Source organism: Photorhabdus noenieputensis, assembly GCF_018448935.1.
In the GTDB taxonomy this organism is placed as follows: Bacteria; Pseudomonadota; Gammaproteobacteria; order Enterobacterales; family Enterobacteriaceae; genus Photorhabdus; species Photorhabdus noenieputensis.
This window is the reverse complement of record NZ_RCWC01000002.1, coordinates 42,777-57,853: the sequence shown is the minus strand read 5'-3', so window position 1 is coordinate 57,853 and position 15,077 is coordinate 42,777. Positions and strand designations below refer to the sequence as shown.

The following is a 15,077-nucleotide window of genomic DNA, read 5'->3' as shown; positions in this document are numbered from 1 at the left end:
GGGGTAAATCAGTAATGCGATACAGAACGATAAAATTCTGGGCGTTCTTCTCCACCATTTTCCCCATCATGAGCCACACACAAATGTGAGAAGGATGAGCCACTAAACGGAATAACCTGAATCTGGCCTTCCATTTGGACGATCTGATAAAACTGCGGCAAATTAAAGTTGATAAAACTTGATCCGTAGGTAAACCGATCATGAGATGAAGAATAAAACCGACTGACGTCGCGTACCAATTCTTCCTTACTCCCCTCACAATGAGAATAGATTTCTACCCGGTTGGTTTCATCCAGAATATAGATATTAAAACTTTTACTATCTTGCGTATTTTCGAAGAAAAATTGAATAATGCCCTCACTGGCAAAACCATCAACCACCGCTGGCAAATGTGTCTCTTTGGTATTAATTTTCACCGGCAACCCATGCAATTTGTTATTAGAAATTGCCCCATAGAATTCCACGGCATTTTCCAATTTCTGCACAGATACATTAAGACGTTCAAAGAACAGCCCCCAAGTCTGGCCGGCAATGCGCAATGCTTTAAAACGACCTGGGTCCTGACGATTACTGGATAAACGTAATTCAATACATTCAGATACCAGTTGCTGAATCCGAGTTCGAATAAGCCCTCGTAAATGTTCGCTGTAACAGAACACTTCAACCGCCGCTGGCGGTGCGGCATCTTGATGCATCTTGCCCAATATGGTCTTCAACGCTTCCAGTACAGATTGTTCACCACTAAAGTGTAAGGTCCGCACTTCATTCCATGAATTACGGTAAAGTAAGTCAATACTTTCCACCAAACACTGTTGCGATTCACCAAAACTGAATACATCAAGCTTACGGAAATCAAAATGTACAACCTGATTGGAGAACTCAGCCGTCGGATCTTTCTCCAGATTGACAATAATCGCCAAATGGCGAATTTCACACGGACTATAAAGCGCTCTCGGTGTCGGTGCTGGCAGACGGATGGGGAAATGAGCAGAAATATCATTAATCAATTCATGCAGTTTCAACTCATCACATTGGGTGCCTCCATGATGAATATGGACACATGATTTTTCTGTTAACAAGCCATTAAAGTAGGTCCACGACACCAGTTTATTGAGATAACGATTATATTCCAGAGGTTGATGACCAATAATTGATCCAATATTCGGTGCCTGATTGTAAAGATACCAACCGCTGCGATTTGCCCGTCCTTGAGGAACATAGATAAATGTTAAATTTTTCTCTGATAAGTCTGGCGAAATTTGCGGATTAACCAGCGTTACTTTGCCTGGCAATGCTTCAAATGCAGCATAAAGTTTACGCGTCAGCACACCAATATCCTGTGGACTGGCACTGACACTCAGATTATTACGGCGGGCAAAACGGATTAGATTACGATAGCTCTGCATCATGGTATCAAGCAGTTCATTATGCGCATCACGAACCTGTTCAATTTTCCATGAGTTGCGGTTATCCAAAATTTTCAACCGCTCTGGCTCCCACTTCCACTCATAGACCAGTTGGGTTAGAACCTGGCGTCGCCAGCCAATGCAACCTTTATCATCTTGATTAAGAGAGAGCTTTTCACAAACTTTTAAATAAAAACATCGACGTATTAGATCTAAACGGGTCGTATCATTAATTTCCGTCAGGTAACGGGTAACACGCTCAAGCATCATGCTGTATGCATCAAGGCCAAAGGAGACGATTTCACCAGCATGTAGGCGCTGTTTCATCTCCATTGCCAGTAACTTACCATTGGGATATTCCCAGGAATAGGCTTCCAGTAATAAGCTTTTTAATACGGCTTTATAAGGGGAATCGATACTTTTGTAGAGTTGCCATAAGCTAGCACCAAAGTACTCTTCAGCGGATAGTTCACCCAGTCCACCAAGATCAAGCCACTCATTCGGCGTCAAGACACCTTGCGCATAAAGGGATAAAACATATTCATCATAATGGCGTTCTTCTTCTACGGGCACCATTTCCCATAGCAAACGCTTACCCGCCATACGTACAGCGGTGCGGTAAAATTCATCAAGTAATAGAATATGTTGGGTAGAACCGCAGTCCTCACCACCGAGGCTACCACTCGCATTATGGCGAAAGCGGTTTTCATCAATAAGAAAAAAATTGACTTCAATACCAAGCGCTGCCGCCCACTGTTCAATAAGCGTGCACTTACGTTGCAGCAAAAGGCGCTCATCATTATCAAGCCATGACTGATGACATACCCAGATATCCAAATCAGAACAACCGCTCTGCCCGATTGATGAGGTACTGCCCATTGAGTAAATACCAGTAATAGGCAATTCACCATTGGCAGACTGTTCTATGAAGTGATCTAATCTACTTTCTAAATCATTAAGATACGATTTTTGTGCTTCATCATGCACGAAAAAGCATACGCCGCAGGGAACATTACCGTTAATGTAACCTGGCATCATCGGATGATGATAATGCAATAATACTGGCAGTAAACTGTATACCTGTTTAAATTCCGCACTCATGGCGGTAGAGGCGCGTTCTAACCTGAGTTGGTTTATCGCATCCAGTCTCTGCTTCAGTGTTTCGATATAAAGGTACAAGACGTCTCGCCCAATTGAGTTCCAGTGACCAGATAAATCCCCCGTTTCCGGCTGTTATAGCTTGATGGAATTATTTAGAATGATTTTTACCAATTTATTACCGGAAACGTGATCAATTTAACACCTTGTCGATAAACCGTAAAGTCAGTAAAGCAATTGAATTGCGATGTCCTATCGTACGAAAAATCAAATAATACGTTGTTATATAAGGAAATAATCAAAAAACCCATACCGTTTATACTTTCTTATACGAAAGAAATTTTCTCCGTCCATTTTTTCAAGCTAATACGCATAATACCTTGTTATCATCAACCCGATGAAAATGACTCCATTGGCTATATTTTAATTAACGATTCTTTTCATTCAGAATTTCTTAATTACAGAAATAATTTACTGAAAAAGTTAATTCATAATTAAATCAATCTAGTTTCATTGCCATAAAAATAATTTAAAAATTAAAATTTATTTTATAATTTAACATAACCAGCATACCTTCTTCTTAGCCCCTAGCTGGAAAAAAAAGTGCTGAAGTGTTAAAACGAGTGCTATGTTTTTCATTATATATGACGGCTGAAAAGCCCGAGAAATACAAACATCTATGTCAACTAAAACCATCCGTATCGCAACCCGACAAAGCCCTCTGGCTATGTGGCAAGCGCTGTATGTTCAGCAAAAACTACAACAATGTCACCCAGATCTGGAAGTTCAACTGGTTCCGATGGTAACCAAAGGCGATGTCATTCTGGACACGCCTCTGGCAAAAATCGGCGGAAAAGGGCTGTTTGTCAAAGAGTTAGAATTAGCTCTGCTTGAAGGCCGAGCCGATATCGCGGTCCATTCAATGAAAGATGTCCCAGTCTCTTTTCCAGAAGGGCTAGGTCTGGTCACGATTTGTGAACGCGATGATCCTCATGATGCTTTCGTCTCTGTCAAATATCCTTCTCTTGATGAATTGCCAACCGGCAGCATTGTTGGCACATCGAGCTTACGCCGTCAGTGTCAACTCCGTGAATTACGTCCTGATCTGATTATCCGTGACCTTCGGGGCAATGTCGGAACCCGCCTGAGCAAGTTGGATAATGGTCACTATGATGCAATCATCCTCGCCGTCGCAGGACTGAATAGGTTAAAACTGCATGAGCGTATCCGTACGCCATTGACAGCAGAACAATCATTACCTGCCGTTGGTCAAGGAGCAGTAGGAATTGAATGCCGCCTTGACGACCAACAAACACAAACGCTGCTAGCGCCATTAAATCACTATGATACAGAAATCTGTGTTCTTGCCGAACGTGCGATGAATACCCGGCTAGAAGGAGGCTGCCAAGTACCAATAGGTAGCTATGCCGTTTGGCAGGATGGGAAAATCTGGTTACGGGCATTGGTTGGCGCACCTGATGGTAGTGTTATTATTCGCGGTGAGAGAACAGCTTTACCAAAAGATGCTTGCCAGGCAGGCGTTGAATTGGCAGAAGAGTTGCTAGAGCGGGGCGCGCGGAAAATACTCACCGAAATTTATCGAGGAAATCCCCCCACATGAGCATTCTGGTGACTCGCCCCGCTCCTGCCGGAGAGGAACTAGTCAGAAAGTTACAGGCTGCGGGAAAAACAGCTTTCAGCGCGCCTTTAATCAATATTCACCCTGGTTCAGAGCTGCCACAGCTAGCTGAGAAGCTTAGCCATTTAAATACCGGTGATATGGTATTTCTGTTGTCAAAAAATGCAGTTTATTATGCAAACTCGCAGTTAAATAAAATTAATCTGTCATGGCCCGATAAGCTGATTTATTATGCTATTGGCAGATCAACCGCTCTGGCTTTTCATCAACTAACGGGTATGAATGTTATCTGGTCATCAGAGGGTGAGACCAGCGAAATCCTGCTAACACTACCATCACTATATCAGGTTGAAAATAAACAGGCTTTGCTGCTTAGGGGAAATGGCGGACGTGAACTTATTGCCCGGACGCTGACAGAAAGAGGTGCCACAGTTAATTATTGTGAATGTTATTTCCGTCAGCCAGTAGACTACCCGGCAGCAGAATTCAGTGCCCACTGGCAAAAGTATGAAGTACAAACTTTAGTTGTAACCAGTGGCGAAATACTGCAACTGTTATATAACTTAATACCCGAAAGTGATCGAAACAGGTGGTTATTGCATTGCCGCCTGATTGTGGTAAGCGAGCGTCTTGCACATACCGCCCGTAACTTGGGCTGGCAGGATGTTAAAGTTGCAAAAAGTGCAGATAATGACGCCTTAATTCAGGCACTAGAATAAACTGACATGGGATGCCCACTATGACGGAGCAAAAACAGTCCTCCGAGACAGTTGAACAAACAAAAACTACGGTTGAAAACTCGCAACAGCCCGAAACAGTGCCTCAAAAGCAAGAACGTGCTGGCACGCTAAAAAACATTATTGCTATTGCAATCATGCTGGCAATTGGTGGCGGTCTTTATTACTACGGACAGCAGCAAAGCCATTTACTGAGTACCGAGAACCACGAGCTACGCCAACAACTGGAATCACTGAAACAACAGCAATCACAGGATAAACAGCATATTGAAGCGCTGTTTAAAGAACAATCACAGACTTTAAGCCATTTCGCCGCACAAAATAAGCAACTAGGTAATAGTCTACAAGAGTTACAGGCCAAAATCTCTGCGTTATCCAGTTCTGATGTAAAAAGCTGGCTACTGGCACAAGCTGATTTTCTGGTCAAAATGGCAGGCCGGAAATTATGGAATGATCAAGATATAGTCACTGCCGCTGCTCTGTTGAAAAATGCAGATGCCAGTCTCGCTGAAATGAATGATCCAAGCTTGATTGAAATTCGTCGGGCAATTACACAAGACATCAGTACATTATCCGCCATTAGTCAGATTGATTTTGACGGCATTATCCTGCGAGTTAATCAGCTTTCTAACCAAGTAGATAATCTGCGTCTGGCTGACAATACAACTGATGGTTCGCCAATGGACGAAGATAATGATGAATTAACCGGTACGTTATCTGAATGGCACCAGAATTTGAGCAAAAGCTGGAAGAGTTTCATGGATAATTTCATTACCATCCGTCGCCGGGATACCACAGCAGAACCATTACTGGCACCAAATCAAGATATCTATCTACGAGAGAATATTCGCGCCCGACTGTTGATTGCCGCCCAGGCAATACCGCGTCATCAAGGTGAAGTTTTTAAACAGTCATTAGAAACGGTTTCAACTTGGGTTAGAGCTTACTTTGATATCAACGATCCCAATACCAAAGCATTCTTGGACGAAATTGATTCATTAAGCCAGCAGCCTGTTTCCATCACTGCGCCGGACCAACTTTCAAGCCAGCCTTTACTGGAAAAACTGATGCAAACCCGGGTTCGCAACTTGCTTTCCCAATCTTCTGAAACCAATCAGGAGGGCTGAGAGCTATGCTGAAAGTTCTATTACTGTTTGTGGTACTCATTGTTGGTATTGTGCTTGGTCCAATCGTTGCCGGTCATCAAGGATATGTGCTGATTCAAACTGACAATTACAACATTGAAACCAGTGTTACCGGCCTGTTCATTATATTTGTTCTTTTACAATTGGTACTCTGCCTCCTTGGCTGGTGCTACCGTAGAGTTATACGCACAGGCTCACGTACCCGTGGCTGGTTCCTTGGACGCAAACGCAGCCGTGCCCATGCTCAAACAAAAGCAGCGCTGATCAAACTGGCAGAAGGCGATTTCAAACAAGTTGAGCAATTACTGACCCGTAACGCTGACCATGCAGAACAACCTGTGGTCAACTATTTACTAGCGGCTGAAGCAGCTCAACAACGCGGGGATGAATTCCGTACCAATCAATATCTGCAACGTGCGGCAGAAGTCGCAGATAATAACCAGTTGCCCGTGGATATTACCCGTGTACGTATTCAACTCACGCAAGGTGAAATTCATGCAGCCCGTCATGGTGTAGACAAGCTATTAAATCAAGCTTCACGCCATCCAGAAGTCTTACGCCTGGCTGAACAGGCTTATATGAAGTCAGGAGCTTACCAGTCACTGATTGATATACTACCAGTAATGGAAAAAATCCATCTACATGATGAGTTACAAATTCACAAATTGCGCCAGCAAGCCTATATCGGCCTGATGAATCAGTACATGGCAGAACAAGGTAGCGAAGGCTTAAAACGTTGGTGGCACGATCAAAGCCGAAAAATTCGCCATGATGTGGCTTTACAAGTTGCAATATCTGAACATTTAATCGAATGTGATGACCATGAAACTGCACAAAAGATCATCTTGGAAAGCTTAAAACGTCAATATGACGAACGTTTACTCTTATTGATCCCACGCTTAAAAAGCGAAGATCCAAAGCCGATACAAAACGCGCTGGATTATCAGTTAAAACAACATGGCTCAACTCCCCTGCTAAACAGTACGCTTGGACAAGTTGCTTTGCGCCACAGAGAATGGGAAAAAGCAGTAAAAGACTTTAAAACCGCATTAGCTCAACGTCCTGATGCACATGATTATGCCTGGTTAGCAGATGCATTGGATAAACTGCGTAAACCAGAAGAGGCCGCACAAGTTCGGCGCGAGGGATTAATGCTCACTTTGAAGCGCGAGAGTAATGTCGTGAAGAGTGATTTAGTTAATAGCAATAGTGTCAACTAACACTGTAACGTCGTGATCTCTCATCCATCGCCATCTTTATTAGCAAGTCTTCATACCTCTGATTAAAAATGCCCCACACGGGGCATTTTTCTAACCATATTTCTTGGCAAAATCTTCATCGGAAGTGCAAAGATAAATAATAAATTCAATAAATGCGATAAGTACAGGGATTAATGTCCAGCAAAATAGCAGATATAAAATCCCCATACCGATTTTGCCCAGATAAAATTTATGAGCGCCAATGTAACCAAGAAAAAACGCCAACAGTGCAGCAACAATTCGGTTTTTACTACCAGAAGAATAAGCCTTTATCATCGCGCCACAATGTGGACACGATTGTGCAGACTCATGCAACATTCGACCACAACCAAAGCATCCTATCATTTTTGACATCAATATTCCCCTTAAGATAAGTTTAGGAACGAAGTAACTAAATTAATTTTATAGCCAAAAAACTAACCATCATATTTTCAGTTCTGTTTATATTAGACAGTAATACCTAAACAGTATATAAACCTGCCAGATATACCTTTCAGAAATAAAAAAAACACCTACCTTAAAAACAAAGATAGGTGTACAAATACAATCAGGTCTACAGACGGATAGTGCCTCACTCAACGTTGAGTCCGGTCGGCGATGAAAAGAGGGTTATATCTTACTCATCTGTGACATGGACAATAGGCACCGATAATCGGCTCTGCATCATCCCTGGGTTTATGAAGCATACGCAATCATAAGAAATAGGATGAGCATCTACGTTTATAATAATGCATTTAGTGTGCCAACTTTTATGCAAATGAAAGCTGCCTCGCTTCATCAGCTATTTCTCTATTTATTACAACAACAAATCGAATCATCACAAAATTCATTTTATGCACTGTCTCTTATTTGAGACAAAACATAAGGTATTTATTATTTTCATTATAATTCAATTTGTTATAAGTCTCTTATTTGAGACAGCTAATATATCAATTGTCGTCAAAATACAAAAAATGAGAAATTTACATATAAAACAAATAGTTATTTTCAAAAAAACAATCCACTAAATTTGCATCAGCAGAGAACAACTTGAAGGTACATGGACAGGAAAGGAAACAAAAAGTTAGGGGAACAAAAAGGGATAAAACGCAAAAAACCCTGCGTTGTGCAGGGTTCTTTTAGAATTTGGTCGGCGAGAGAGGATTCGAACCTCCGACCCACTGGTCCCAAACCAGTTGCGCTACCAAGCTGCGCTACTCGCCGAAATTTTTTATTCTTTATTCTCTTTTTTATGGTGCGAAAGGGGGGACTTGAACCCCCACGTCCGTAAGGACACTAACACCTGAAGCTAGCGCGTCTACCAATTCCGCCACCCTCGCGTGTCATAAAAAAGATGGGGTGGCTAATGGGACTCGAACCCACGACAACTGGAATCACAATCCAGGGCTCTACCAACTGAGCTATAGCCACCATAACAGCTATTTACTGCTAAATACTTAACTACCAACAGCGTAATACATCACCGCAGCTCTTGCACGCAAATAATGGCGCACCCGACAGGATTCGAACCTGAGACCTCTGCCTCCGGAGGGCAGCGCTCTATCCAGCTGAGCTACGGGCGCTTAACGCCGTTGCGGATGGGGATAGTACGGATTTAATGATCTACTGTCCAGTGCTTTTTTAAAGAAATGATGCGTTTGATTACACCTTGTTCATTTCGTAGATAAAGCCAGCCCTTAACTTCCCTATTCACTACCACCGTGACAGTAAATCAATCGATCAGGCTTTGAGTTTTTTACCGTTAAAAAGCTTCACCAACCAATAAATCAGCGACACTATCAACAAAAATCCCCCACCTACCAGCAATGAAAAACGGGTATCCGGGTTAATGGCCATACCTATCAACACACAACATAAAAATGCCAATGTCAGGTAATTTACATAGGGGAACAGGATAGATTTAAAACCATGTTGTTTCAGTGATTGTTGATGATACTGACGAAAACGCAATTGGCTCATCAGAATAACAAACCACGGTACCATTCCTGGCAACACACTGGCACTATACACATAAACAAAAACCGCCTGCGGATTCGGGATCAAGTAATTCAAACTAGAGCCCACAATCAAACACAAAATAGTGATAGCAATACCAATTACCGGTACCCCATTCTTTGACAATTTAGTCAATGATGAAGGTAGCTGACGGTTTTGCGCCAACGCATAAAGCATCCGCCCACCACTGTACATACCACTGTTACAACCGGAAAGCGCGGCCGTCAATACAACAAAGTTAATCACGGCTGCCGCTGAGGTGATCCCAACTTTGGTAAATGTCATGACAAACGGGCTGCCCTGTGAACCCACTTCTGTCCACGGAAATAATGTCACTACAATAAAGATCGCGCCCACGTAGAAAATCAGGATACGCCAGAGAATATTGTTAATCGCTTTTTTCAATGTCACCTGAGGGTTCTTCGCTTCCCCCGCAGTGATACCAACCAACTCCACACCCTGATAAGATGCAACCACAATACAGAGCGCAAACAAGAATCCTTGCCAATTACCCACAAAGAAACCGCCATGCGCAGTCAGATTATCCAACCCAATAGGCTGCCATTGATTACCAATACCGAAAAATATCAATCCCAAGCCAATCAGAATCATGACGATAATTGTGGTCACCTTAATCATCGCAAACCAAAATTCCAGCTCACCATAAAGACGTACCGCCGCGAGGTTAGCCAAAGCGACCAGTGCCACCGCAATCAATGCTGATACCCACTGAGGAAGTTCAGGGAACCAAAACTCAGCATAAACCCCGATAGCCGTTATTTCTGATATTCCTACCGCCACCCACATAAACCAATAGCCCCAAGCAGTGAGGCATCCCCAGTATGGGCTGAGATATTTATGTCCAAAAGAGGCGAAAGAACCTGTGACAGGTTCAAGAAACAGCATTTCTCCCATCGATCGCATAATGAAAAAAACAAAAATTCCGGCAATAATATAAGCCAGCAAAACGGAAGGACCAGCCCATTTCAATGTACTGGCCGAGCCCATAAACAGACCGACACCAATTGTGCCGCCTAATGCTATCAGCTCTATATGACGGGCTTCTAAACCCCGTTGCAAGCTATGTTGTTGATCTGCCATAAATTCCCTGTCCATTGTTATATTGTTGTAATGTGTAGTAACAAAAACATACAAGACTGATGTTAATCAGCCATAAAAAGGTCAGGGATCAAAACATGTTTTTCCATTGAGTGGAATAAAAAATTATCCAATAATTAACTACAAATAGTGAAAATCCGGCCGGATCAAACTGTTAGATAAATATTGTGGAATAAATTCATTATATCGACTGACGAAAGTATCGCCTGACGAAAATTCACACGACAGGCAAAACGTAGATTTACAAACGACCACTGTAATAATATCCAAGAAATCTCAATAACTTAAACTGCCGACGAATACGACTTGGTTGTGATAATAGGCGATAAAGCCATTCAAGCCCCAAATTCTGCCATGCTTTTGGCGCACGTTTTACATGGCCGGTAAATACGTCATAAGTACCGCCAACCCCCATATACAACGCATCCGAATGAATTTTCCGACAGTCACGCATAAAAATTTCTTGTTTAGGCGATCCCATTGCAACTGTCACAATCGCCGCACCGCTGGCATGAATCCGTTCAAAAACAGCATGATGTTCTTCTGGTGTGAAATAACCGTTCTGACTGCCAACAATATTGACGTTCCACTGAGCTCGCAGTTTACTTTCCGTCTGTTCCAATATCTCTGGTTTACCTCCAACCAGAAAAATAGGCGTGCCTTCTTTACCGGCACGCTCCATGATGGCTTCCCATAAATCAGCGCCCGCTACACGAGAAACTTTAGCATCAGGATATTTACGGCGAATCGCACGTACAATGCTGATACCATCAGCATACAGATATTCTGCGTCACTCAGCAGTGTACTTAAAGCGCGGTCTTCCTCTGCCGTCAGCACTTTTTCCGCATTAATCGCAACCAGAGTACCCCTCTTTACTTGCCCGCGTTGAAAAATATGGTCAAGAAAGTGCGCCATATCGCGGAAGCCCCAAATATTCAAACCACGAATACTGTATTTAGGAATATTGTTTAGCTCCATTTTCTTTCCTCACATTGCAGCGGACGTTTTTGTGATACTACTCGGTTGCTAGTCAGATACTTTTTAATCAGCCCCGCACTCTCAAATAACCAGTACAATAACTTAGCAATGACCAGACATAAGCCAAAAATAATACAGAAAAACACCACACGGGAAACAAATGAATCCACTCCTTCGCGAGCTAACACAATCATGTTGAAGATCGCACCAAAGCAAAATGCCTGCAAGATGGCGGCCTTATAACGATTAGTCTCTTGTTTCCCTAATTCATAAATCCAGTCAAACCACTTAATTATCAATCCAACAACAATCGCACCAACCGGAATAAATAACACGCCCCCCATTACAACCAGAGAGCCTATCAGAGTTGGAGAAATTGCCAGACCAGAGTGGTTATCCAGTACTTCCCAGGTAAAATAATTCGCAGAATTCAACACAGCATCAGGACGTCCAGGCCAAAGCCAGCTTGGAATAAAGACATAGAAATCACGGATAATCGGCGCTAATCCCTGAAAATCAATTTTGTCGTAGTTATTCAGCAGTAACGCAAGATTTTCCCACGGAGAGAAAGTATCCCTTGTAAGATAGAGAAAAGTATAAAACGCTTCTGCACCACTGACATCCAAACTATAACGTTTGAGTGCCAACCAAAACATGCCAACAATCCCTATTGCTCCCGCCGTTACCAACATCCACAAGGTTATCCAGCCACGCACAATGCCAATAAACAGAAACAACGCGAACGCAATGATAATATTAGCCCGTGTTCCGCCAACAATGACATAAGTCAGTATCCCAAAAGCCACTGTGCTTATCAGAAAAAACAGCCAGCGTAACTGTGTCGGCTTCAAGAAATAAACCACCAACATGGCAGGAATAAAGAAGTAAAAGAATCGCTTTAGAGCAACGCCGGAAACCTGACTGGAAAAAATTTGACTGTACGACTGTAATTTAAACAATAGAAAACCGTTTTGCATAAAGAACAGCCCCACTGTCACCACCGCAACTGATGCCAGTAATAACCATGTAAAGTTGGTTTCTACCCGGTTCATGGTAAATACCGGTGCTTTAGGCTGCATAGACGACTTTCTTAGCCGGGTTTTATAACTGACGTAATAAATACCATAAAAGCAGGTCGAAGCCAGTAAAGCGTGTAGTAAGGCGTCTACAGGCACTACTTCAACATCAAATTGGAAAACCAACAAACACGTCAGTGGAAAGCCAAAATAGAACGTCAGCAAATAAAGCAATGAGAAGAATATATTAAAATTAAAACGTACACGCCGGAATTCCTGATAGGTCAACGTCAGGATGAAAACCAGCGATATGAGGTAAACAGCAAATAATCCGCCAAACTGCGTTAAAGTCATTGCTGCTCTCCCGCCGCTTTCGCCAGCGCCTGCCGCCAACCATCAATAAAGTTCGGGCTAAAGAAAGCTATCGCATTCCTGTCCAAAGAGAACATCTGCCGTTGTGCTTCCGCAATCAGTTGACTATCTAAAGGATCTCCAGAGAAAAATACCGGCACTTGCTGTTCTGTCAAATCTAGCCAAAAAAGATTCTGACGACTGAGTACAAATGGCACGCCAAATTGTATCAACAGACAAATCGTTCCAATCCCCTGCTGGCGATTAAACATGAAATACCCTAAATCACAACAGCGCAGTAATGCCAGATAATCATCAAACGCCATATTTTGCTTAATAATGTTCAAATTTTCTGGCCGGAACAGCGATAAAGCAGCCTGTTCAACCTGATTAATATAAACCTGATTGTTTTCAGGATAACCCATTGGGATAATGATTCGCACCTTATCGCCAAACTGCTGATGAATAGTTTTCAAGGTCGTAATATGGCGGTTCGATCGATCACCGGAATTCCCCAACAAAATTGTCATCTTGCCATCTTCAACAGGTATTCTTTCTGCAATTGTCAAAGCAGGTTCCATTCTGGTTGGAAAATAGAGCAATGATGTTGGTACGTCTGGATGATGTTGAGAATAAAAATAGAGATCTCCACGAACCGCAAACACATGCCCTACCCGGCGCTGTGCCAGGCGACGCAAGAAATAGAATAGACGGAATTTTAACTGACTGGAGTCCTCATACAGATCAGCTCCCCAGGCATGCCACCAAAACTGATGACGTTTGATTTTTCCTGACAACAGCGCCAACCACAAACTCACATTAAATTGGCCATGAAAAAAAAACCGACAATCTCTATCTGAACGCGCTTGAGCAATAACAGCTTGCGCCAAAGATTTTTTACTGTCGAAGAATGCCATATCCAATGCCGGACAATCATCTAATAAAGCGCGATTCCCGGTCACTACCATAAACTTCGGTTTGGCTAAAAAACCAATTTCTTGTACTAAGACGTCATTAAAAAAGCGCAATATTGTTCGATTGTGATGTGGGATATCAGATCCCAAAACGTGAATTAGGGTTGTCATGCTCGCCTACGATAAATAAGAAATGCACCACAACAAAGGGTGAAATAAATAATGTAAGTTGCCATATAGGCTTGTGCTGCACCTAACGCTCCGTTTACAGGAATCAGCCAGTGGGCAAAACCAGTAAGCAATAAAAACTGACTAACTTCTGTCAACACATAAAAACGCAACGCAGCCTTGGCAATCACCAGATAGCCAAAAACATAAGCACCCACTTTCAGAACATCACCCACCAACTGCCAGGCAAATAGATCACGCATAGCAGTAAATTTGTCAGAAAAAAGTAACCAAATAGCAAAATCACGTAGCAACCATACAGTAAAACTTGCAACAGCCACCGTAGGCAAAACAAATTTCAGCGCCTTAATTATCTCATTTGATATTTCGTTCTTACCCTGCAATCGTGAAAGCGTTGGCAACAGATAAACAGTAAAAGATGCTGTGATAAATTGCAGGTAAGCATCGGAAATACTGCTTACACCTTGCCAAATCCCCACATCGTGCCAACTATAATGCTCTGCTAACAGATTTCGCATCATAATGTAAGCAACGGGTAAAGTAATAGAAGTCAACAGGGCCATAAGGGTAAACTTGCCAAGCTGACCAGCCAGTACTTTATCCCACATAGGCTTAAAACTTGAAATCGATACCGCTTTGAGACGCCAAACCATCAATCCCGCAGGAAATATGATTAATGCTGGCACTAAAGCCAAACCCGCCAAAGCGCCTTCATACCCACCAAGGACAAAACAGAGATAATAGGCCATCACGCCAATCACGCTACCAACAATAATCGCCAGCGCATTTCTCTGTGCATCCCGGTACCCTTTCAAAATAGCCAAAAAATAGTTGGCAAAAACAATCCCCATTTGAATAAAGGCGAGTGCCTGCACAACTGGCTCATAATCTTGATGACCAAATAATCCAATACTGATAGATCCGCTAAACAGCAAAAAAATCACTGCCAACAGCGTGGAAAACCCAAGAATAATGGCAGAAGATGTTCCCAGTACCGCACGCAATCTTTCTGGCTGCTGATGATACTCAGCAACATATTTAGTCACACCATTAAAAATACCGGCACCAGCCAACACTCCAAGCACAGTGATAAGCTGGCGAAAATTACCCGCCTGCCCAACTCCACTGGGGCCAAAAGCAACCGCCAGTAATTTAACGATTAAAAGCCCCACACCGATTTTTATCAGTGTGGAGCCCGCAGTCCATATTGATGCTTTAGCTAACGACATA

The 15,077-nt window shown here is 42.7% G+C and carries 11 protein-coding genes and 4 tRNA genes; 4 read left to right on the top strand and 11 right to left on the bottom strand.

Annotated elements, in window-relative coordinates; genetic code table 11:
* Positions 1 to 8: 8 nt before the first annotated feature.
* Complete coding sequence (locus EAE91_RS02335; RefSeq protein WP_214087084.1) at positions 9 to 2,585, bottom strand: class I adenylate cyclase; 2,577 nt, start codon at positions 2,583 to 2,585, stop codon at positions 9 to 11.
* Between the two features lie 598 nt (positions 2,586 to 3,183).
* Between EAE91_RS02335 and hemC the strand changes: the two genes are divergently transcribed.
* From hemC to hemY, 4 genes are read left to right on the top strand one after another with little or no spacing between them, the layout of a single operon-like run.
* Positions 3,184 to 4,125, top strand: coding sequence for a hydroxymethylbilane synthase (hemC, locus tag EAE91_RS02330; RefSeq protein ID WP_214087083.1), 942 nt, complete (start codon positions 3,184 to 3,186; stop codon positions 4,123 to 4,125).
* Positions 4,122 to 4,862, top strand: coding sequence for a uroporphyrinogen-III synthase (gene hemD / locus EAE91_RS02325; RefSeq protein WP_214087082.1), 741 nt, complete (start codon positions 4,122 to 4,124; stop codon positions 4,860 to 4,862). Before hemC ends, hemD begins: the two co-directional genes overlap by 4 nt.
* Positions 4,863 to 4,882: 20 nt before the next feature.
* Positions 4,883 to 6,007: a uroporphyrinogen-III C-methyltransferase gene (gene hemX, locus EAE91_RS02320; protein ID WP_214087081.1), complete on the top strand. Its 1,125-nt coding sequence runs from the start codon at positions 4,883 to 4,885 to the stop codon at positions 6,005 to 6,007.
* Between the two features lie 5 nt (positions 6,008 to 6,012).
* Positions 6,013 to 7,245: a protoheme IX biogenesis protein HemY gene (gene hemY / locus EAE91_RS02315; protein ID WP_214087080.1), complete on the top strand. Its 1,233-nt coding sequence runs from the start codon at positions 6,013 to 6,015 to the stop codon at positions 7,243 to 7,245.
* A gap of 90 nt (positions 7,246 to 7,335) precedes the next feature.
* On the opposite strand, the gene EAE91_RS02310 is transcribed toward hemY, so the two are convergent.
* The 10 genes from EAE91_RS02310 to wzxE all read right to left on the bottom strand — a co-directional run bounded on the left by EAE91_RS02310 (position 7,336) and on the right by wzxE (position 15,076).
* Positions 7,336 to 7,638, bottom strand: a complete 303-nt coding sequence (locus EAE91_RS02310) for an NINE protein (RefSeq protein WP_214087079.1) — start codon at positions 7,636 to 7,638, stop codon at positions 7,336 to 7,338.
* A 772-nt stretch (positions 7,639 to 8,410) separates the two neighbouring features.
* Positions 8,411 to 8,487: transfer RNA gene (locus tag EAE91_RS02305), tRNA-Pro, on the bottom strand.
* Positions 8,488 to 8,516: 29 nt separating this feature from the next.
* Positions 8,517 to 8,603 (bottom strand) — tRNA-Leu (locus EAE91_RS02300).
* 15 nt (positions 8,604 to 8,618) lie between these two features.
* Positions 8,619 to 8,694, bottom strand: a tRNA-His gene (locus tag EAE91_RS02295).
* Between the two features lie 75 nt (positions 8,695 to 8,769).
* A tRNA-Arg gene (locus EAE91_RS02290) sits at positions 8,770 to 8,846 on the bottom strand.
* A gap of 157 nt (positions 8,847 to 9,003) precedes the next feature.
* Positions 9,004 to 10,380, bottom strand: coding sequence for a bifunctional threonine/serine APC transporter ThrP (thrP, locus tag EAE91_RS02285; RefSeq protein ID WP_214087078.1), 1,377 nt, complete (start codon positions 10,378 to 10,380; stop codon positions 9,004 to 9,006).
* A 259-nt stretch (positions 10,381 to 10,639) separates the two neighbouring features.
* Positions 10,640 to 11,377: a lipopolysaccharide N-acetylmannosaminouronosyltransferase gene (gene wecG / locus EAE91_RS02280; RefSeq protein ID WP_214087077.1), complete on the bottom strand. Its 738-nt coding sequence runs from the start codon at positions 11,375 to 11,377 to the stop codon at positions 10,640 to 10,642.
* A complete protein-coding gene (gene wzyE / locus EAE91_RS02275; RefSeq protein ID WP_214087076.1) occupies positions 11,368 to 12,747 on the bottom strand; it encodes an ECA oligosaccharide polymerase in 1,380 nt (459 codons plus the stop codon). Before wzyE ends, wecG begins: the two co-directional genes overlap by 10 nt.
* Positions 12,744 to 13,829, bottom strand: coding sequence for a TDP-N-acetylfucosamine:lipid II N-acetylfucosaminyltransferase (locus EAE91_RS02270; protein ID WP_214087075.1), 1,086 nt, complete (start codon positions 13,827 to 13,829; stop codon positions 12,744 to 12,746). The genes wzyE and EAE91_RS02270 overlap by 4 nt, the downstream gene beginning before the upstream one ends.
* Positions 13,826 to 15,076, bottom strand: a complete 1,251-nt coding sequence (gene wzxE, locus EAE91_RS02265; RefSeq protein WP_214087074.1) for a lipid III flippase WzxE — start codon at positions 15,074 to 15,076, stop codon at positions 13,826 to 13,828. Before wzxE ends, EAE91_RS02270 begins: the two co-directional genes overlap by 4 nt.
* Position 15,077 lies beyond the last annotated feature (1 nt).